Raw genomic sequence first — 21,411 nt, 5'->3', positions numbered from 1 at the left:
CCATTAGCGTTCCAGTGCAAGCGCAATACCCTGACCTCCCCCAATACATAAGGTGACCAAGCCTTTTTTCAGATGATCCCTGGCCATTGAATAAAGCAAGCGCGTAGTCAGGATAGCGCCTGTTGCACCAATTGGATGTCCATGCGCAATGGCGCCGCCATCGACATTGACAATGGATTCGTCCAAACCCAACTCGCTCATCACCGCCACGCTGATAGCGGCAAAGGCTTCATTAATTTCTACCCGTTCCACGTCGGCTAATTTCCAGCGCGAACGTTCCAATGCCTGTTTGACAGCAGGTACAGGGCCAATGCCAAATTCACCTGGCTCAACGGCAGCAATGCCATAGGCAACGATTCTTGCCATAGGCTCTAACTGATAGCGTTCGACAGTTTTTGCATTAGCGATGATCATGGCCGCCGCACCTGAATTCAAACCGGGTGCGTTACCCGCTGTGATTGTGCCTTCAGGACGAAACGCCGGCTTTAATTTGGCAAGAATTTCCAAAGTGGTGTCTGCGCGGTTATGTTCATCCTGTTGAAATAATTCGATTCCCTTGCGAGAACCAATTTCAACCGGCACGATTTCCTTGCTGAAGTCACCCGCTTGCTGTGCCTTGGAAAAGCGTTGTTGGGAGCGCAGGGCCCAGGCATCCTGCTGTTCACGGGATATTTGATATTTGCTGGCTAAATCTTCAGTATGCCATCCTGAGTGCTGACCTGAGAAAATGTCGTGCAGGCCATCCAGCAGGACGCTGTCTCGAACTTTTCCATCACCGAGCCGGTAACCCCAGCGGGCTGACGGTAATAAGTAGGGGCCGAGATCCATATTTTCCATGCCGCCGGCCACCGCACAGTCAATATTACCGCTAATGATTTCAAGATAGGCGGAAACGATAGCCTGTGCGCCAGAGCCACAGACACGATTGACCGTAAAAGCCGGAACCTGAACAGGCAAGCCGCCTTTAATACTCGCCTGTCGCGCCGGATTCATGCCGGCACCGGCCTGCACCACCTGCCCCATAACCACGGTCTGGATTGTATCGGAATCTAATGCGGCACGCCGCAGGCTTTCCCGAATAACAACCGCTCCCAGATCGGGAGCGGGTGTATTCTTCAGGCTGCCATTAAATGTGCCAATTGCTGTGCGCACCGGGGCACAGATAAACACGTCGCTGGACATAATGTTCTCTCTTAGTGTACTTTGGTTTTCACCGGGCTTTTACCCAGCAGCCAATGTGGATTGACTTCCAATTCAGCAGCGACGATATCGACTAGTTTAATATCGAACAGGCTGCCGTTGAGTAGTTCTTGAGCGGTGAATGAGGGCAATTTAAAAATCTTCGCTACAGCTTTGACGCGTTCTTTGTACATACAGGGAACGCCAATAGCATCCAGCTCTCGATTCAATCGTTCCGAAAATTGTTTGTTAGACATGTTTCACCTCCATCATTTCAAGTTAAATCCTGTTAACAGGTAATACTTGGATATAAAGCACCATGACTACAAACTGCATTGCAGAATGGCCGGAGCGGCCTTTCTACACGACTAAACTTCTTTTCGTATTCTTCCTTGAGTATTAGTGAATCAATTTGTACTTAGTTATTATAGACTATAAATTTTTTTAATTGTCCAGATTAGTTTCAGACAAAAACTGCTGCAAGCTCTCGCGGGTGGTTCAAAAGAAAATGGGGCTGATGGCGCTTCAATGCTTCCTCGTTGTTAACTCCCCAGCTAACGGCACAGCTTCGTATGCCAGCGGCCAAGGCGGCCTCAATATCGCGAATTTCATCGCCGATATAAATAACATCTGAATGAGGCATGTTTTTATTTTTCACCAAAGCTTTCAAACCGGATGCTTTATTAAAGACTGTGTATAAGCTGGAAATGGATTCAAAATAGTGGCTAATTTGATGATGCTTTAAAAATTGCCGGATATTTCTAGCAGAATTGGAGGAGACAATATGTAAATGATGACCTTGTACGCATAAATCCTTTAATGCTTCTCCCATCTGATCCACGAGTCCTATGGAATGCAGATTTCGCTTGAAATCTCTGCGGATGGAATAGATCAAATACAGAAACTGCAGTTTACCGACGTCCATGCGGATGAGTATGTCTTTGAAGGACATCCCTCTGAGCGTTTCCAGTTCTATTGGATAAGGAACCGTCTGCCGAAGCTTTTCCAGCAGCATCGGGGCTGAATTGGCAATGGTGCCATCGAAATCTATGATCAGATGCATAAAGAGATTCTTTCAATCGGAATAATGAACTATTACACCCTTCTTAAAAATTTATAGCAAGCGCTATCCCACACTGGGCTTATAATTCGATTCAAACTCCTTAACACGCTCATCAGCTGATTCAAACATCGCCTTCATTTCTTTTTGCGAAGAGGTTTCAAGCTTTCTGATGCTGCTCATAAGACCCTGAGAACTCTCAATAATTTTTTTGTCGTCCGATTGATCATATGCCTTGCGCAAGTCCTCGAGCTCTTCTTTAGTACCACAGGCGGCGATTTTTTCCTTGTAAGCATCGAGAATGCCGCGTTTTAAAGCATCCCCGCGTAAACCTTGTAACTCGGCTTTAACCAGATTCATCCCTTCAGCAACGGCTGCCTTATTATATAAGTGAAGTCTGCCACTATTAGCCCCATGTGCATAACTATGGCTGATATTGGCTAATGCTTTCTGATCAACAAATGCAGCCTCCTTTACAATATTCGGGAGTGTATGAACGGCTTCTCCTGGATTGGTTTTGGCTCTGATGCTGTTTTCATTTGCCAGAATATACTGTGCTACAAAAGGCCAGTCCGCTTTAGCATAATGTTGGCTGAGAAAAGGCTTTCCCGGTGTGTGATGCTGAATATTCTTTAATAAGCCTTGTTCAAAATTACTGCTTACCTCATGACTTTTAACCAGCGCCTTACCATTGTATACATGGAGACGATCAGCAATCGATTGCTTGAGATTGTTCTCGGTAAACGCGGCATCCCAGGTTGCAAACCCTTCGGGTTGGAAAGCCTTCTCACGCTCATTACCAGGAACGGTTTTGTAGCGTCCTTCAATCCCTGATATAATGGCAAGAGCATCGGTAGCCGCGATACAGCCTTCATCGGTGAGACGAGATCCTTTCACCCAGTCATTGCCTTCATAGGAAAATGGATCCCAGGCAAATATTTTGCAGCGGCCATACTCTTTGAATTGTTCCTGCTCCGCTGCAGACTCGGCAAATTCTTCAGCCTTGGATAATTGCCCCAGATCGGAAAAAGGTTGCCCGCTATACAATGTCTTGTCGCCATTTTCTCCGCCAGAGTTACGAACACGAAGCAGTGTATTGCCGACATTCACATCGGCTACCACATCACTTTTCCACCCGTCCAGCCAGACACAGCCAATATGTTCCCATTCCGGATGGGCTTTTAAAGTGGCGGTAATTGCTTCCTGAAGATTGGGTATGGTTTTTCCTTGAAAAGCACCTGCAAATACCCCATTGCCGATGCCTGGGAGGGTCACTAACTGTTTGCGGCCTTCCTGTTTTCCTAATTCATTAGCCTGGGCAAACATGAGTTCCAAACGTTCCATGTAGACTTCATTGTACTTGTCCTGATTAATGACTTTGCTTCCATCTTCCTTGGTATCGACAATCCTTGGTGCATCGACTGGGTTGGTCCTCTCGTCCAGGATGGCGCCAGGCACACAGAGTAAATGCACTTTGTGCGGATTATCTGCGTATCGGGCATCCCCCTGGGTTTTTGGATTTGAATGGCGGCCATTATCGTAAACGGTGGCATTTTCAATGACCGATCCCACTGTGCTCAAAATTTTAAACTCAGCGGCATTCCAGGCCTGGTTGTCACCAATTTTTACCCGTTCGGCAAAAATCCAGTTTTTTCTGGTATTCATGATCACTTGGGCAAAGTCTTCAATTTTTAGTGCGCCAATTTTTTTCAAATCTTCGGGGGAAAACGCCTTGCCAGGATTGTACTCCTCTTGGCCTTCAGCTAAAAAATAGTTAATAGCCGCTCTCATATGAATACCAGGCTCTGCTTTGCCCTGGGCTAATTGCTGTTGATATTCCTGGATGGCATCGAATGATTTTTTGCTAATCAAATAGCGTTGCCGCCCGTTATTAGGCATAAATTTTTGTGGCTGTCGGGTTGGCATAGGTTGTTTTAAATGATTAATGGATAATTTTTATTGTAGTGCAAATATGAGCGAGAGGTTTGCTTTCGCTACGGAATGTTTAAATTGTGCTCAAGTGGACCTGGATAGTGCGGGAGGGTTGATTTTTGGTGGACTGAATTGACCTCGCTGCCCTGATTATTCACAATATGGCGGATACCAGTATTCTCATGACCCCCAAGCCAAAAAGTGAGCATATATTGCAGGTCGAGCGGCCGAGTAGGCGGTGCTTCAATGGCATTCTCGAGATAAATATTGTCAGACTCGGTAAAATGACTGTAAATTCCAATACCAAAGGCCTGATGCGATAAAACCAAGTTATCAATCTTGTAGGATGCAAAACCATCGCTTAATCCATTGCGCCATTCTTCCTGATTGGGGGGATCATTGGGAAGTTCGGATTGATAATGAATGACCTTACCGTTATCACCTTTCCAGATAGTTTGGTATTTCTGAAAATGTTCGACCTGTAAATTATACATGGTCACATTATTGCCATCGACAATAATGCCAGTATCGGCCTTATTAACAAACCAGCCGGCATTGGGGCCGTGATCGGCACGCCAAAGCCAGAGATTGTCGGCTATCACATCATCGCTATTGACCTCAATACAGGTTTCGCTCTGACCGGGCGTTGCAATACCGCCGATGCGGCAAAAGATGTCATAAAGAAAGATCGGGTTGTCAGCATGCGACAAACCGCTTGTTTCTGCGCCTATCTGTAATAAAGTGGTCGAGAATAATGGTCCTGCCTCCAGTAAGATTCCAGCCAGTTGCACACCGTCGACATCCGCGACCGCGAGGATAGGTTTACCGGTATCATTAACCAGAGAGGGAAATCCCAGACCAAAAATAATCGTATTAGCCTGAGTAACGTGTACCGTATCTTCCAGATGATAAATACCTGGTGTGAGTATAAGACATTCATGACTAAGTAATGCCGCATTTAATTGCACCGCGGTGGCGCCTGGAAATGCAATGAAGCATTGACGCACGGGAATTATTTTCCCCTCCGATTCCCAATCGGTTCCAGATGAATTTTTTTGCAGACTTCGTAAATTAATTGCAAATTCATTGCTGTCGGTCTTGTAAAACAAATACGGTTTTTCTTTAATCACCGGTGATTTTTCAACAACCACATATGCTGGATCAGGCCATTCCCCGCCGGGAATCAGCCCCGTGACGCCTGAAAAAACCATATTCAAAAGGCCGCCCTCCCAGTTGCTAAAACTGGAGTTTCGCGTCAGCCATTGTTTCTGAGTTCCGGCATAGACGGTCTTGTCAATCAGGGAGTCAGCGATAAATCCCCCACTGGAGTAACCCAAATCAAAAAGGCGCAGCGAGCCCTGGACTATATGAATTCGCCGTAGAAAAGTCGCTTGTGCTGCTGCCCAGACATTTTGGTCACGGGGAACGGTTTCAGGATAACTTAAGGAGCCTAAGGTAGGCAGGATTGCCATATTTTCAGCACCGCGCCAGAAATTAGTCAAGGCGCCAGGGCCTTGCTCTGGATGGTTCTCATCTACTGGGGATTTATCCTGACTGCGCACTGCGCCGATGAGAAGCACTTGATCTGGTGATTTGCCGAGCCCCAGTACATGAGTATAATAGCCCACGCGCACATCAATATGTTCATCGCCCCCATAAATCCCGGGCATAAACAAGAAAGCATAGCGCTCAATGCCAAACTCATTAAAGCGTTGTTCCTCATAAATTAATTGAATCAGGCTATTAATCTCACTGGACTTCATGGATGTATCAAATATATAGACATTGGGTCCGAAAGGGTTTGAAGGGGTGTTCGCGTTAGCGGGTCCCAAGGACATAGCAAAAACAAGAGGGATGAGTATCCGCCACATAATTTCTCCTCCTTGTTTTCGGGATCACTTGTTTAGTATAGACTGTTCCGGTGTTCTCTCAGTGATTAACAATCATTCCCGTAGCAATCTGTGTTCCTCTGTTGTGTAAATGGTAAGGAGAAAATGTGTTTAAGGATTACATGGTAGTTATTGGCTGCTCAGCGGGCGGCTTGACTGCGTTAAAAGGTGTTATTTCCCGCCTGCCGGCAGATTTTCCTGCAGCCGTTATTGTTGTAAAACATATTCAGCCTGGCAGTAATATGTTACCTGGATTAATCTCCCGTTTCAGCAAGCTGCCAGTGATTACCCCTCGTCCGAACCAGACACTTGAATCGGGTCATATTTTCGTTGCGCCTTCCGATTGCCATATAACGATTGTTGACGGCAAAATTCATCTGGACTCAGGTCCCAAAATTAACCACGCCCGTCCTGCGATTGACCCTTTATTTTGCTCAGCCGCTTTATATAACGGGCCCGCCACGATTGGAGTGGTGCTGAGTGGGATGCTCGATGACGGAAGTACTGGGCTTGCAGTTATTAAGGAAAAGAATGGCATTGCCATTGCTCAGGATCTTTCGGAGGCGGAGTACCCTGACATGCCTAAGAATGCAATACAAAATGTCGCTATGGATTATTGTTTGCCAGTGAATGAAATAGCCCTGGTTTTGGAAAAACTGGTACAAAAGCCCTTGGAAAAGTTACCTAATAATACAAACGACATCCTGATTACGAAAGAGTGCAGATTAAACAAGGTTAATCGCCGTGATAAGGCCGCGGATTTGAGAAAAATAGCACAACCATCTCCTTACGGCTGTCCTGATTGCGGAGGCGTATTGTGGAAAATTGATGATTCGCCTGAGCGATACCGTTGCCGGGTTGGCCATGCCTATGGAATTGATAGCCTATTAAATGGAATGGAGGAAAGCATTGAGGAGGCCTTGTGGGCGGCTCTTTGCGCCCTTGAGGAAAAGGAGCAGCTAGCGATGAATATTGCTGATAAGGCTGCACGCGAGAATTCAGGGAACACCAGCTATTTTAAAAATAAAGCTGAGCAAGTACAACGGCATGTAAAAGTCATAAAAACAATTCTGAATGAAAAAATTAACTAATTAGTGATTATGGTATTTATCAAGAAGTAAAATATGAGCCAGCATAATAACAAAAATGATATTCAGGAGAGCAATGGTTTAGTGCCCGCTGCAGAAAATCAAAGTATTTCAATAGAATCACCCCTTTTTATCGTTGCGATTGGTGCATCGGCTGGTGGTCTGGAGGCATTAAAATGCTTTTTTTCGACAGTTCTGCCTCGCAATGATGTGGCCTATGTTTTAATCACGCATCTTAGCCCTGATAGTTTAAGCATTCTTCCCGAGCTGCTACAGGTCAGCACTATACTCAAAGTGAAGAATATTAAAAAGTCTGAGCCAGTTAAAGCAAATCATGTTTATGTACTCCCGCCTGGATATTATGCAACTATCAAAGATAAAACTCTGGATCTGATTGAAGTAAAGGATCATGAAATCAGACTACCCATCGATTTTTTCCTTCGGGCTTTGGCGAACGATCAGGGTAGATATGCTATTTGCTTGATTTTATCGGGTACCGGAACGGATGGTACTATAGGAATTCGAGCGTTAAAAGAGCGTGAGGGATTGGTTATAGTACAGACAATCAAATCTGCTCTTTATGACGGAATGCCTAAAAGTGCAATAAATACCGGTCTGGTAAATTATGTTCTTAGCCCAGAGCTTATGTTTTCTTCTATTGCCCAATATATAGCTCATTTTCATGATAATGCCTTGCCTTTGGCGGATAGCGTATCAGATGAGCTCAGACAAATTCTGGTGTTATTAAATACGCATACAGGGCATGATTTTTCGCTTTACAAGCCTAATACCATTTTCAGACGAATACAAAAGCGCCTCACTTTATTACAAATTGATAATTTGTGTTTTTATATTCATTATCTTCAGCAGCATCCCGGCGAGCTGGAAATTCTCTTAAAAGAATTGCTAATCAATGTAACCCATTTTTTTCGTGATCCGGAAGCCTTTGAAGCCCTGCGCAAGGAAATCATACAGTTGCTAACAGAAAAGTCGGCTGATTACTGGATTCGGGTGTGGGTGCCGGGCTGTTCAACCGGTGAAGAGGTATACTCCATTGCTATTCTTCTCCAGGAATGCATGGGGCATTTAAAAAAACATTTTAATGTTCAGATTTTTGGTACTGATATTGATGAGGATGCAATTGAAATCGCCAGAGCCGGTATCTTTTCAGAACACTTGATGGCCGGATTAAGTGAGGAGCAAAAAGATCGTTTCTTTGTGAGAGAAGGCAATCAATATAAAATTAGTATCGACATTCGCAAAATGATCATTTTTGCCACCCAAAATCTGGTGAAGGATCCACCATTTACCAAGCTGGATTTGCTTAGTTGCAGAAATTTGCTGATCTATCTGAGTGCTCAACTGCAGAAAAAAATTCTGCCCTTGTTCCATTACAGTTTAAAGCCTCAAGGCTTATTATTTCTAGGTACTTCTGAAACGATAGGCAGTTCAGCTGATTTATTTACCATTGTGGACCGGCGATGGAAAATTTTTGCACGAAAAGGAGGTACTTCCTCTTTTTACTCGATGTTAAATTTACCCTCAGGTGCATCCGATCCTGAAATCCATGATACAAAGACAACGGAAAAAACTATGCAAGAGATTGAGCTAAATTTATCCAGCTTGGTGCAACAAACATTATTAAAAAATTGTACACCAGCTTGTGTTATTATCGATGACAGAGGGAACATTGTGTACACCTATGGGCGTGCCAGCAAATTCCTGGAGTTTGCATCAGGAGAGGCTCGGTTGCAGGTTTTAGAGATGGTACGCCCTGAGTTGAGGCAAAAGGTTTCCCTGGCAATTCGCAAGTCAAGCACCCATCACAAGGAAGTTGTTTTCAATGGATTGCAGTATAAAGACGGTGACGGTTTTAAATATATTAATCTAAAGGTACGTCCCCTGGTTGAAGCGGAAGTATTCAAGCGAAGCCTGTTCTTAATTATTTTTGACGAAATAGAAGTATTTGCTGATACGGAATTGAATGGTAAAGCACTCAAGAAAGCTGAGGTGGATAAAAAGATTACTCAGCTGGAAGAGGAGCTCAAGTACACCAAGGAAAGTTTGCAAACAACGATAGAGGAGCTTGAAACCTCCAACGAGGAGCTTAAATCAAGTAATGAGGAACTGCAGTCTACCAATGAAGAACTTCAAAGCACCAACGAAGAAATCGAAACTTCCAAGGAAGAGCTACAGTCGCTAAATGAGGAATTAACTACAGTCAATGCTGAACTGGAAAGCCGCATTGAGCAGTTATCCAGTGCAAATGATGATATTCGCAATTTGCTTGATAATACTGAAATTGCCACAGTATTTCTGGATAAGGATTTGTGTATTAAACGTTTCACACCCAAAGCAACAGAAATAATTAATTTAATTACTTCTGATGTAGGAAGACCATTAAGTCATATTGTTTCCAATTTGAATTATGAGAATTTAATCGATGACTCATGGCTGGTATTGAGAACTCTGGAGTCCAAAATAATAGAAGTAGTTGATAAAAATGATAATTGGTATGTGGTCAGAATTATACCTTATCGAACCGTTAATAACATTGTTGATGGAGTAGTAATAACGTTTCTGAATATTCATGCCCAAAAACAGGCTGAGGATAAGCTAAATGAGCTTAAGGAAGAATTTAACAATCTTTCCCAGGTGAATCGAGTGTTATTGCAGTCCCTGAATAAACCGGTCATGATAATAAATCAAATGGACAAGTTTGAATTTATTAATACAGCATTTGAGCAGGTGTTCCAGTTAAGCTCGGATGAGCTGACAGGTAATACTCTGCAAAATTTAAAGGGATTATGGGATCTGCAAAAACTTAGCGGTCTTTGTGAAAAAATCAGAGCCGAATACACATCTCAGCTTGAGCTGCCTCTCGAGAACTTCTGTAATCAAACGGGAACGCTATCGGCTTTTATTTATAGAGATAATGAGGTTTTATTGCTAATAAACATTCACAGCAAATCTGCCTGTTGAATGTATTCATTTGTGCCGTGGAATAACATTAGAAGTTTAACAGGGAGCGCATATGCTGGATGTTTCTCCAGTTAGAGATCTTGACAGCCGCCTGAAAGAATTGGAGCGTGAGTTGCAATTTAAAGAAAAAAGAATCATAGAGCAGGCGGAACATATTGCCGAACTTCATTTACTGCTAAGCTCGGTGCAAAACGACTATAAGGAGTTGTATAATTTTAATACATCGATCAATCTATTGGTCGATAACAATTTTTCAATTAAAAAATTCAATTTTAAAGCATCACACCTTCTTAATTGTGATCCGCTGATCTTGCAAAACCGCTCATTTCTTAGTTTTGTCAGTGAAGATACCAAGTGTTATTTACAAAGAAGTGTTGAACAATTGGATATCATGAAAACAAAACAAAGCTGTGAAATAGTGCTGTTAAACGCGAATGCTGATCGTAAATATGTGCAGGTAGAGCTTACTCTCGCAAAAGATAATTTAATCAATATTACACTGATTGATGTGACCCGTTTACGGGGACTGGAAACCGAGTTCTATGAGCTCAATCGCTCGTATAACCTGATCAATAGCCTGTTTCAAACGGCCAATGAGGCAATAGCCGCAGTGGATTGTGATTTCAACTTTATCGCCATTAATAAGTCATTTATAAACACCTTTTCTCAGGTTTTTGCGGCCAAAATTGCTATTGGAATGAGTCTGCCTCATCTCCTGGGGCGTCGCTCGTCCTTAAAAAGCAGAATTATGAGCGCTTGCAGCAAGGCTATCTCCGGAAATCCCAGCGTTATAGTTATCGAGAACTCCAATCTCGATGAAGCAGTGTTTCACTATGAGCTTTATATCGCCTTGATTGAACCTGTCTACTCACAAAGAAAAAAACTCTATCTGCATATTAAAAATCTGACTTCCTTCAAATTGCAGGAAAGAGAGGTACACAAACGGCAAACTGAGTTAGAGCGAGTGGCGCGCAGTAATATCATGGGTGAACTCATATCCGCATTGGCGCATGAAATTAATCAGCCGCTTACCGCTATCAAGGCCTATAGTCGAAGCTGTTTGCTCAAGATAAAACAGGATCAGGCATTTAGTAGCCTGAAATTTCCCCTGACTCAAATAGCCAATCAATCGGAGCACGCGGGCACGATACTACATCGTATGAAAGATTTCATGCGCGATGGCACAATGTATTTAGAGCTGACGGATATTAATGAGCTAATCAGGCAAACAATCCCATTTCTTTACTACGAAAGGGCGAACAAATTACGTGTGGAGCTGCAATTAGCAGAAAGTTTGCCTTTACTGGCACTTGATCGGATTAAAGTAATGCAGGTTATTCTTAATCTGGGGCGCAACAGTATTGAGGCATTTGAGCAAAGCGCTAACAGTAAGTTGCTGATCACCATCTCTACTGCAAAGGCAGACGGGCAGCTTCATATTCATTTTCGTGATAATGGCCCTGGTATTCCTGAGAATGTACGCAATAAAATCCTTTCTTCCTATTTCACTACCAAAGCCCAGGGAACTGGACTTGGCTTATCAATATGCCGAAGTCTGATCAAAGCGCATGGCGGATCCCTGCTGATTAATGATACTAAACAGGGTGCCTGGCTTACCGTTATCCTCCCAATCAAGGAAGCAAGATAATGACCGCTACCAAAACAATTTATATTATTGATGACAATGAGGCGGTGTGCTCTGCCTTGCATTTTCTATTGGACTCTTTTTTTAATGTTCCGGTGGAGATATACAGAAGTCCACTGGATTTTCTGGATAAATTTTCTTTAACCTGGCAGGGATGTCTGATTATTGATTTATTTTTACCTTATATGGATGGTAATGAATTATTGCAGGAGTTGAAAAAGCGTAATAACCGAATGTCTTCAATTGTCATCAGCGGGCATGGCGATCAACTCGCACGAAAGCAGGCTCTTGAAAACGGGGCAACTCATTATCTCACTAAACCGTTTAACATTAACGAATTACTGGATAAAATTGCCGAGCTGCTTGGACTCCCGGCAATGGTAGCTGAATAAAGCATATATGTGTAATTAACTTTATCCGCCCTCCTCGCATCCTCATTTTCCTTTTCAGACTCTGTTGTCTAAGATCTTTAATACAGAACCAACAATTGCTCTTTGTCTAGGCAGATATGAAAAAACGCTGGGCTGTATTATTGATTATCGCAATGGGTATTGCTGCCAGTTATTTTCTTTTGCCGGCCCGGCGTATTACGGTCACACATCCCTATTATGGTACTGCAGTCAAGGCCGCTTATGGAACTGGCACGGTAGAAGCATCAGTGATGATGCCCATCGCCTCGAGAATAACCGCGCGTCTTATCGAGTTGAATGTCGATGAGGGCAGTGTGGTTAAGAAAGGGCAGGTGTTAGCGCAGCTTGATAATGAAGAACTTGAACATAATCTTGATGAGCTAAAATCACGCGAAGAGTTTGCACGCAAAAAATTCGAACGCAGCGCCTCTTTGATAAAGAAAGGTAATGTATCCCTGAATGAGTATGAAAGCGATCGCACAAGCTGGCTTGCTGCTCAGGCTGCTGTTGATGCGGCTGAGGCAAAGCTTGCTTATCTGCAGCTGATTTCTCCGGCCGATGGCACCATCATTCGCCGCGATGGTGAAATTGGCGAACTGATACCCGCCAATCAAACCATCTTCTGGCTGATGTGTTGCGCCCCGCTCAGGGTTTCAACTGAAATTGATGAAGAAGACATCGCCGCAGTACAGCCTGGTCAGGCGGTGCTCATCCGCGCGGATGCGTTTCCCGGTGAAGTGTTTCATGGCATCGTGCAGCAAATCACGCCGAAAGGCGATCCCATCGCGCGCAGCTATCGTGTTCGCGTCAGCTTTACTAAAAAAAATCCACTTAAAATCGGTATGACCGCTGAAACCAATATTATTTATTATGAAAACAAGCATGCCCTTCTTGTTCCGGCAACCGCTGTAATCGACGATAAAGTATGGCTGGTTAAAAATGGCCGCCTTAAGATGCTGCCCGTTAAAACAGGAGCCAAGGGCGAACATGAAGTGGAAATTTTAAGCGGCCTTTCCGCGGATGATTTAATTGCGGTTTCTCCAGATAGCCATTTTAGGGAAAATCTCTCGGTTCGCATTCAATTGAGGCAGGAAAAATCATGAGCCTGCCGGTAAAGATTGCCATCAAATATTTACTGGCCAGAAAAAGACAGAGTTTGGTCTCTTTATCGGGTATTGTTCTGGGCGTCTCTTTTTTTCTGACTATTTCAGCGACTATGCAGGGTTCAGAACGAGACTTTATTAACCGGCTGATTAATAATACCGCTCACATCGCAATTACTGATGAATTTCGCAATCCGCGTATTCAGCCGGCACAGAGCTATTTTAAAGGGGCTGTTGAAATTAGCAATTTGCGTCCGCTTACCGAAATTCGCGGAATCAGGGGGTATAAGGGAGTTATTTCTTATCTTCGCCGTGATCCGAACATATTGGCGGCCGCCTCCTTGAAAGGCCAGGTACTTATTAATTTTGCCGGCAAGGATTACGGAGTCAATCTAAACGGCATGCTGCCGGAGGAGATTGGACAGGTGACTACACTGGCTTCCTATATGAAGCAAGGTTCTCTCGATAATCTGATAGCCAATCAGGACGGCATTATTATCGGCAGTGAACTGGCCAGAAAGTTATCACGCCGTCTGGGTGATAATCTAACCATTATCGCCAGTACCAATCAGGTGAGAGTATTTAAAATCGTGGGCATATTCCGCACTGGGCGTGCCGATTTCGACAATACTCAGGTTTATGCCGGACTCAAAAGAGTGCAGGCTTTGCTGAACAGACCAAACCGGGCCAATGCCATCACCATCAAACTGAAAGACCCTTATCAGGCGTTTAAGCTCGCCTCCGAGGTCGAACATCATATTGGTTATAAATCGGTTTCCTGGCAAGAGGCCTCAGAAGACTTACTCAATACCCTGATGATTAGAAATATCATTATGTATACCGTAGTTTCCGCGGTTCTGATTGTGGCGGCTTTTGGGATTTACAATGTGATTTCAACAGTGGTTATGGAAAAACATCGAGATATTGCTATCTTAAAATCTATGGGCTTTCATGCGAAAGACATCCAGCGCATTTTTCTGGCACAGGGAATTATTCTCGCAGTCTTAGGTTGCCTGATGGGTTTGCCTTTGGGCAGTGTTCTCATGTATGGAATGATGCAAATTGAATTTAAAACGCCGGGAAGCACCGAAATAATTCATATGCCGATGGATTGGGGCTGGCAGCAGTTTGCTATTGCCGGTGGCTTCGCCTTAATTGCTGCTTTGTTTGCCAGTTTATTGCCGGCTAGAAAAGCCGCGTTGGTTAGACCCATAGAAATTCTGCGAGGTGAAATATGAGTGCTTCAGTTATTAAAGTGGAACATTTAACAAGGAAACTGGCAGGAGAAGTACCCATTACTCTGGTAAACGATGTCAGCTTGCAGGTTGATACCGGAGAGTTTCTGGCGATTACCGGCCCCTCCGGCTCGGGTAAGTCATCCCTGCTCTACCTGCTGGGTTTACTGGATACTCCCACCATGGGCAGCATCTGGATTGAGAATGAGGACATCAGTCATTACACCGAGGAGCAGCTGGCAAGTATTCGTTTACGCAAATTAGGATTCATTTTTCAGTTTCATTTCTTATTACCCGAATTTACCGCCCTTGAAAATGTGATGTTGCCCATGCAGCGATTAGGGCATTTAACAGCAGAGGAAATTTTCAGGCGAGCCAGCGGCTTGCTGGAGGAGCTTGGGTTGGGTTCACAAATGAATAAGCTGCCTAAACAGCTTTCCGGTGGTCAAAGCCAGCGAGTGGCTATTGCCCGGGCCCTGGCCAATGAGCCGGTGGTTATTCTGGCTGATGAACCTACAGGGAATCTAGACAGTGCTGCAAGCCAGAATGTACAGAGCCTGCTGAAAGAAATAGCCCACCATTATCAGCGAACGGTTATTGTTGTCACCCATGATACGAATTTTGCCGCAACTACTGATCGGCAGGTGGTGTTGGTGGATGGGCATTTGCAATAGAACGATTTGAGAGTGAAAGCGAAGCAATTCCTTAAGGTTTTATCCTCAGGAATTCTTCAACATTAAAATCAAAAAACCAACAAAAGCGATTAGAATGATCGCCAAAACCCCCATGGTTCCAAAACTTTTGCTCATATTTTCACGGCTGAAAAGCTCGGGCCGGTTTTTTACTGTTCGATAGAGATACCAGACAATCAGGCCTGCGGCGGCAATCCCAAGGATTTGATAAAAGGTTTCCATTATTTCTTGTTTCCTTCCTTGAAGCTGAACGCGTCTGAATACAACTGGGATTCATCGAGGCCCTGAGCCAATAATTGGTCACGAACAATATAAGCCATATCGAAAGGACCGGCGACAATTATTTCAAATTGTTTAAGATCCTCAGGATGCTTTTTTATTGCCAGCGGAGCCAGAAAATCCGATTCGGGAGGTAATAAAGTAAAATATTTAAAATGGCTGGTGTGTGCTTGCCATTGCTTTACTTTATCATCCATGTACAGATCGCTGTGTGAGCGAGCCCCCCAGTAAAGTTCAAAAGGCCGTTGATCCCCGGTTGCCAATAACTGCTCAATCATTGCCTTTACCGGTGCAAATCCAGTGCCTCCGGCAATAAACAGAATGGGTTTTCCCGGTTGAAGTCTGGAGAGGGTGCAGTTTCCGAAGGGCAGGCGGAGGGTTACTTGTCCTTCATTTTTAATTTGTGTGAAAAGCGGTTGATTATAGGGGCTGCCTGTATGGCGAATGTGTAATTCGTATTTGTGTGAGCCTAGGGGCGCATTGGCAATAGAATAGCTATTATAGTTATTGGTTTTGATCTGCAAATACTGGCCCGCTTCATAATCCACATAATGAGAAGGAGATAGTATTAACTCGATAATACTGTCCGATAAAGGATTTATGTGCTCAACTTGAGCAGTAACTTCGGTATTGTCCATTATTTTAGTCCTAGCTTTTCCCAGTAATTGTTTACCTTGTCCAAAATTTCCGCATCCATGGAGATCGGTTTTCCCCATTCACGTTGCGTTTCTCCCTGCCATTTACTGGTTGCGTCAAATCCAACCTTGGAGCCTAAGCCCGAAACGGGCGAGGCGAAATCAAGATAATCAATGGGTGTATTCTCAATCATCACCGTATCGCGTGCAGGATCCATTCGTGTTGTCATCGCCCAAATAACATCCTGCCAATTGCGTGCATCCACATCGTCATCGCATACGATTACAAATTTAGTATACATAAATTGTCTTAAGAAAGTCCACACCGCCATCATTACCCGCTTGGCGTGGCCTGGATATTGTTTTTTAATTGTAACTACCGCCAGACGGTAGGAACAACCTTCCGGTGGAAGATAAAAATCGACAATTTCCGGGAATTGTTTTTGCAGCAAGGGAATAAATACTTCATTTAAGGCAACTCCAAGAATGGCAGGTTCATCTGGCGGACGTCCCGTATACGTGCTGTGATAGATGGGATTTTTCCGGTGAGTGATGCGTTCCACGGTGAAAACAGGAAACGACTGGACCTCATTATAATAGCCAGTATGATCGCCAAACGGACCTTCCGGCGCCAGAGAGCCTGGTTCAATATAACCTTCCAGAATGATTTCAGCGCTGGCTGGAACGTGCAAATCATTGCCGATGCATTGGGTCAGCTGAGTGCGTTGACCGCGTAAAAGCCCTGCAAAGGAATACTCGGAAAGCGTGTCCGGAATTGGGGTTACTGCAGCGAGAATGGTAGCGGGATCGGCCCCGAGAGTCACTGCAACTGGAAATGGCTCACCCGGTCGGGCTTTTTGCCAGTCCTGATAATCCAGTGCTCCTCCCCGATGAGAAAGCCAGCGCATAATCAGTTTGTTTCTGCCAATCACCTGCTGGCGGTAAATGCCCATATTTTCCCGAGGCTTATTCGGGCCCCTGGTGGTCACAAGCCCCCAGGTTATTAGTGGTGCCGCATCTTCGGGCCAGCAGGTTTGTATTGGAAGGGAATGCAAGTCCACTTGCTCTTTTTCGATAATGATTTCCTGGCAAGGGGCATTTTTTATCAGTTTGGGGGCCATCGTTAAAGCCTGCTTCAGTAAAGGAAGCTTGCCAAACGCATCTTTAAAACCCTTGGGGGGTTCCGGTTCTTTTAAACTGGTAAGTAGTTCACCAATTTGCCGCAACGCACTGATATGCTCTGTTCCCATACCCAGGGCAACGCGTTCCACAGTACCAAATAAATTGGTAAGAACAGGAATACGGTCATGAGATCGGGTAAACAGTAGGGCTGGACCTCCAGAGCGTAATACCCGATCGCTTACCACCGTCATCTCGAGGCAGGGTGAAACCGGATAATCTATTCGCTTTAATAATTCCCGCCTTTCCAATTGTTCAATAAAATCACGTAAATCGGAATAAATCATTTGTATTTGTCTTGTTTGTATTGGCTTTTAGCCGATTATTGCGGAAATTATGGCATAAGCCTGCTAGTAGTTACAGGATAAATACTGGTAAATCAGTTTTTTGCATTAAAAAAACAATCGCTGAGAGATTAATATCATCCGTTGCTTTAAAAAAGAGGCGGGAGTATGCTTAATCTAAGGTTCCATTTTATTTATTATTAATCATGGCGATACTGCAACTAGACGCGGCATTGCTTCACTCAGCCGTAATGAGTGCCTGCAAAACGCTAATAGCACAACGGCAAAATTTAAATGCGATTAATTTGTTCCCGGTTGCTGACGGTGATACCGGCGATAATATGGCGGCTACCGCACGCTCAATTGTGACTTACGCCAAGCAGCAGCCCGGGCTGGAACTAACCTGCAAGGCATTGGCGGATGCCGGTATTATGGGGGCCCGCGGTAATTCCGGAATGATTTTCTCGCAGTTTTTTAATGGCTTTATGGATGCATTCCCTTTGCCTGAGCTCCTCGATACCCGCTCGTTTGCGCGGCTGGTAAACACGGCGGTACAAAGTGTTCGTGCTGCAATTCTAAAACCAGTCGATGGAACCATACTAACCGTCATGGAAGTATGGGCGGCTTGTCTTGAACGGAACGCGGCTCATACTGACTGCGTGGTCGAATTGGTAAACCAGACATTGCCCGAGGTGCATGCGGCAGTTGAATCTACGAGAAACACGCTTGCAATCCTCAGAGAAGCGCAGGTGGAAGATGCGGGTGCTTTAGGCTTTGGATTTTTTGTCGAGGGCTTTGCCAGCTATCTGGCGGATCCCCTGCCTCTTGATGACGAGATTGAGGAGGTGCCGGTTAGTGAAAATCATCAGCATGAACAACCTGTCCTTGGCAATCCGCCTCAGAATCGTTATTGCACTGAAGCCATCATCGCCGGCAGGCAGCTTAATAAAAGCGAGATTGTCAGTTCTCTGCAGGAACATGGCGACAGCATTGTTCTCACCGCTAATCAACAGCTATGCCGTTTACATCTCCACTGCAACCAGCCGCCTGCGGTATTCAAAATTTTAAGGCAGCACGGCAGCATACAATCTCCGAAGGTGGAGGATATGCTGAGACAATATCAGGTGATGCATGAGAGCCGCTATCGCATTGCGCTGGTCACGGACTCCAGCGTTAACATTCCGCAGGCCATTCTTGATGATTTTCAGATTCATTTAATTAATCTGAATGTACATTACGATGGCCACGATTTATTGGATCGATATTGTATCGAAAGCAAGGATTTTTATAGCAGTTTATCGTCGCTGCCCTCTTATCCCACAACGTCGTTTCCTGCTCCAGCCCTAATCAGGGAGCGCATTGAATATTTGTCTGTGCATTACGATCAGGTACTGGTTTTGAGTGTCGCCAAAGTGCTAAGCGGTATGCACGATGCGCTTTGCAAAGTAGCTGACAATTTTAGCAATGTGCATGTAATGGATTCGCGTCTCGTTTCCGGCTCGCAGGGGCTGTTATTGTATTATGCGGCCGAGTTGATTGCGGAAGGTATGGACATTGAGGCGATCAAGGCTGCTTTGGCTGAGCGGGCTGGCAGGACGCATTTATTTGTCATGGTCGATCAATTCGATGCGCTAATCCGTTCAGGACGAGTCAGCAGACTAAAGGGAATGTTTGCACGTTATTCAGGTGTTAAACCCATTATTTCCTTTGATCCGGAAGGCAGAGCGGTGATTAAGGACAAGGCGTTTGGTGAGACCAAGGCTTTAATAAAACTGGTTAATATCGTCACTGAGCTCGCTAAAACCAGTGCACTGGATAATTACTGTATCGTGCATGCTGGCGTGCCGGAAAAAGCCGCTGAGTTTGCGGCGATGACCTATGAGGCTTTTGGCCAGGAACCCGTTTTCGTTGAGCCGGTTTCAACGGCCATCGGTTTACATGCCGGGCAAGGTTGTATCGCTTTGGGAGCGATGTTTCATTAGGCGCTCTTGCTTGCTGGACAAAATCAGTGAGAGCAGGAGTCCATAAAGAGGAACAAAGGACCCAATGCTAATGACCAGCTTAAATACCAGATCAACACTGGCTATCTCTAGCCAGTGGGCTTGAAGAAAAGGGTCGCTTGACTGGTAGAAAGCAATAAAGAAAAACGCATAGGTATCGAGAATATTACCAAAAATGCCTGCAACAGCCGGAGCTACCCACCAGGAAGGGCCTTGTTTTAAGCGCTGAAAAAAACTGATATCGGCTAATTGGCCCAATACATAGGCGCTGAAGCTGGCCAGTGCAATTCGCAGGGCAAAGGGATTATTGGCCCAGAAACTGCCGAAGCTAAACCAGTTGCTGATTAAATAAGAGCTGCACAAACCGGGCAACATCGCCATAAAAATAATCCGCCGGGAAGTGGCGGCGTTGGTCAGTCGAGTTGTTAAATCTGTTAGAATAAAGATGACCGGATAGGAGAACGCTCCCCAGGTAGTATGAAAACCGAGAACTATTATTGGATGCTGCACAAGCACATTGCTTAGACAGAGTAAGAAGATATGTAGCCCGGTAAGAGATAGGAGTTGTTTGGACATGGTGTAGATAGTGACTTAAATTCAGCCATTGTATCATAATTAGCTCGGGCAGAATGGATTTTGAGGGCTCTTTTTGTTCCTTAATTTGTCTTTCTGTGCTAAAATAAACTGGTTATGGTATTCGATTTTGTTGTTATGAAAGAAAAACAGTTATCAGTTTACGCACTCCTTGAAAACGATACAATTAATTTCCAGGAGATTGACGACCTCTCCACTATTCCGCTGGCAAACAGACCATTCCATGCCGAACATCAGCTCACTGAGCTATTTAAGAAAAACCCGGCTTTGGCCGGTCCCGGCAATTTTCAGAAATGTGGGGTCAAGCGCAATAAAGCGCAAAAAAAACTGATTAAATTTGATCAGGCTCCTCTCTGTGCTGAAGTGAAGGAAAAAAAAGATCATTATGCCGATCTGCATAAAATCAATCTGAAGTTTAATGGTCTTTGTGAGTTAATTTGTAATTTTGTAATTATGGAGGACAAGCTGGGAAAAGCGTATTCATCAACTAATCGCTTCAGCGCTGTTTTTGCAAAAACTTCCTTTGAGCTAAGAGAGGATGATGGCCAGTTACGTTTGATAGAAAAACAGCCGATGGCGTCCAGGCATCGGTTCAATATCTCAGATATTAATAAATCGAATGTGAAAAAAAGTCACATTCTTCATGTCAGCAGCTTGTTTCAGAAGGTGATTGCCTACTTTTTTAATATTTATCCTCATGACTTATTCAAACCATTTGAATCGAATCAAAAGGATGGCATGGTTCACGAAGAACGTCTGGCAGAAAAGCTTGACGCACTCCCTGATGGTCATTATGTAAAATTCTCAGTTTTCCGAAAAGAACGGTTTGAATTTGAAGGCCATTCAATGGTCATCAAAAAAACCAATGAGAGTTACTCCTTTTTTGATCCCAATGAGGGAGAGTACATTGACTTGTCTTTTGATGAGCTCTGCCAAAAGATTAATCATGCCATGCAAAAAAATAACGGCACCCATATGGCTTTCATTGACGGCAAAGCCTATGTGGAGAGTTTACAGGTAGAAGAGGATTTGTCGACTGTTCCCACACCGGCCTGAGTATGATTTCTCTTAAAATCCTCTCTCCCCTCTGGGGAGGGAGTTAGAGAGAGGGGTTAAAATCAACCCTGCCATTATATTAAATTGTCCTCCCCCGAAGGCATTGTTACATGGATAAAGATAGGTGTACAAAAAACGTCTTTGCGAGCATTAGCGAAGCAATCCACAT

General features: G+C 44.4%; 18 protein-coding genes. 9 read left to right on the top strand and 9 right to left on the bottom strand.

All coding sequences use genetic code 11. From position 1 onward, the window contains the following. Positions 1-3: 3 nt before the first annotated feature. From DYH61_RS14495 to DYH61_RS14475, 5 genes are all read right to left on the bottom strand, one after another. Entirely contained in the window at positions 4-1,182 is a 1,179-nt protein-coding gene (locus DYH61_RS14495) for a thiolase family protein (RefSeq protein WP_058507008.1), read from the bottom strand. An 11-nt stretch (positions 1,183-1,193) separates the two neighbouring features. Further along, a complete protein-coding gene (locus DYH61_RS14490) occupies positions 1,194-1,436 on the bottom strand; it encodes a hypothetical protein (RefSeq protein WP_058507009.1) in 243 nt (80 codons plus the stop codon). Positions 1,437-1,642: 206 nt separating this feature from the next. Beyond that, the gene (locus DYH61_RS14485; protein WP_058507010.1) at positions 1,643-2,242 is read right to left on the bottom strand and encodes an HAD family hydrolase; all 600 of its coding nucleotides are present in this window, start codon (positions 2,240-2,242) and stop codon (positions 1,643-1,645) included. Between the two features lie 63 nt (positions 2,243-2,305). Continuing rightward, positions 2,306-4,138, bottom strand: a complete 1,833-nt coding sequence (locus tag DYH61_RS14480; protein WP_058507011.1) for a hypothetical protein — start codon at positions 4,136-4,138, stop codon at positions 2,306-2,308. Between the two features lie 95 nt (positions 4,139-4,233). Then, a complete protein-coding gene (locus DYH61_RS14475) occupies positions 4,234-6,042 on the bottom strand; it encodes a hypothetical protein (RefSeq protein WP_058507012.1) in 1,809 nt (602 codons plus the stop codon). Between the two features lie 125 nt (positions 6,043-6,167). Here DYH61_RS14475 and DYH61_RS14470 point away from each other — a divergent pair, with 125 nt between their 5' ends. The 7 genes from DYH61_RS14470 to DYH61_RS14440 all read left to right on the top strand — a co-directional run bounded on the left by DYH61_RS14470 (position 6,168) and on the right by DYH61_RS14440 (position 15,197). Continuing rightward, on the top strand, positions 6,168-7,151 hold the full coding sequence (locus DYH61_RS14470) for a chemotaxis protein CheB (RefSeq protein WP_058507013.1): 984 nt from the start codon (positions 6,168-6,170) through the stop codon (positions 7,149-7,151). A gap of 33 nt (positions 7,152-7,184) precedes the next feature. Next, a complete protein-coding gene (locus DYH61_RS14465) occupies positions 7,185-10,130 on the top strand; it encodes a CheR family methyltransferase (RefSeq protein WP_058507014.1) in 2,946 nt (981 codons plus the stop codon). 52 nt (positions 10,131-10,182) lie between these two features. Then, complete coding sequence (locus DYH61_RS14460) at positions 10,183-11,778, top strand: sensor histidine kinase (RefSeq protein WP_058507015.1); 1,596 nt, start codon at positions 10,183-10,185, stop codon at positions 11,776-11,778. Then, positions 11,778-12,167 carry a response regulator transcription factor gene (locus tag DYH61_RS14455; protein WP_058507016.1) on the top strand — a complete coding sequence of 130 codons (390 nt, stop codon included), beginning with the start codon at positions 11,778-11,780 and terminating at the stop codon, positions 12,165-12,167. Before DYH61_RS14460 ends, DYH61_RS14455 begins: the two co-directional genes overlap by 1 nt. Before the next feature lie 116 nt (positions 12,168-12,283). Further along, positions 12,284-13,288, top strand: coding sequence for an efflux RND transporter periplasmic adaptor subunit (locus tag DYH61_RS14450; RefSeq protein WP_058507017.1), 1,005 nt, complete (start codon positions 12,284-12,286; stop codon positions 13,286-13,288). After that, the gene (locus tag DYH61_RS14445) at positions 13,285-14,526 is read left to right on the top strand and encodes an ABC transporter permease (RefSeq protein WP_058507018.1); all 1,242 of its coding nucleotides are present in this window, start codon (positions 13,285-13,287) and stop codon (positions 14,524-14,526) included. The genes DYH61_RS14450 and DYH61_RS14445 overlap by 4 nt, the downstream gene beginning before the upstream one ends. Further along, complete coding sequence (locus DYH61_RS14440; protein ID WP_058507019.1) at positions 14,523-15,197, top strand: ABC transporter ATP-binding protein; 675 nt, start codon at positions 14,523-14,525, stop codon at positions 15,195-15,197. The genes DYH61_RS14445 and DYH61_RS14440 overlap by 4 nt, the downstream gene beginning before the upstream one ends. A 45-nt stretch (positions 15,198-15,242) precedes the next feature. On the opposite strand, the gene DYH61_RS14435 is transcribed toward DYH61_RS14440, so the two are convergent. Genes DYH61_RS14435 through ubiD form a run of 3 tightly spaced genes read right to left on the bottom strand, consistent with a single transcriptional unit; the run spans position 15,243 to position 17,595 of the window. Continuing rightward, positions 15,243-15,437, bottom strand: a complete 195-nt coding sequence (locus DYH61_RS14435) for a hypothetical protein (protein WP_058507020.1) — start codon at positions 15,435-15,437, stop codon at positions 15,243-15,245. Next, a complete protein-coding gene (locus DYH61_RS14430) occupies positions 15,437-16,132 on the bottom strand; it encodes a ferredoxin reductase domain-containing protein (RefSeq protein ID WP_058507021.1) in 696 nt (231 codons plus the stop codon). Before DYH61_RS14430 ends, DYH61_RS14435 begins: the two co-directional genes overlap by 1 nt. After that, positions 16,132-17,595, bottom strand: a complete 1,464-nt coding sequence (gene ubiD, locus DYH61_RS14425; RefSeq protein WP_058507022.1) for a 4-hydroxy-3-polyprenylbenzoate decarboxylase — start codon at positions 17,593-17,595, stop codon at positions 16,132-16,134. The genes DYH61_RS14430 and ubiD overlap by 1 nt, the downstream gene beginning before the upstream one ends. 203 nt (positions 17,596-17,798) lie before the next feature. Here ubiD and DYH61_RS14420 point away from each other — a divergent pair, with 203 nt between their 5' ends. Continuing rightward, positions 17,799-19,574, top strand: coding sequence for a DegV family protein (locus DYH61_RS14420; RefSeq protein ID WP_058507023.1), 1,776 nt, complete (start codon positions 17,799-17,801; stop codon positions 19,572-19,574). On the opposite strand, the gene DYH61_RS14415 is transcribed toward DYH61_RS14420, so the two are convergent. Next, positions 19,527-20,168 (bottom strand): 7-cyano-7-deazaguanine/7-aminomethyl-7-deazaguanine transporter, encoded by a 642-nt coding sequence (locus tag DYH61_RS14415; RefSeq protein ID WP_058507024.1) that lies wholly within the window; start codon positions 20,166-20,168, stop codon positions 19,527-19,529. The genes DYH61_RS14420 and DYH61_RS14415 overlap by 48 nt on opposite strands. Positions 20,169-20,282: 114 nt before the next feature. On the opposite strand from DYH61_RS14415, the gene DYH61_RS14410 reads away from it, so the two are divergent. Continuing rightward, entirely contained in the window at positions 20,283-21,242 is a 960-nt protein-coding gene (locus DYH61_RS14410) for a hypothetical protein (protein ID WP_115343316.1), read from the top strand. Positions 21,243-21,411: the final 169 nt, after the last annotated feature.

The organism is Legionella quinlivanii (assembly GCF_900461555.1).
Classification (GTDB): domain Bacteria; phylum Pseudomonadota; class Gammaproteobacteria; order Legionellales; family Legionellaceae; genus Legionella_C; species Legionella_C quinlivanii.
The sequence above is the reverse complement of the archived record's forward strand: the minus strand, read 5'-3'. Positions and strand labels throughout refer to the sequence as shown.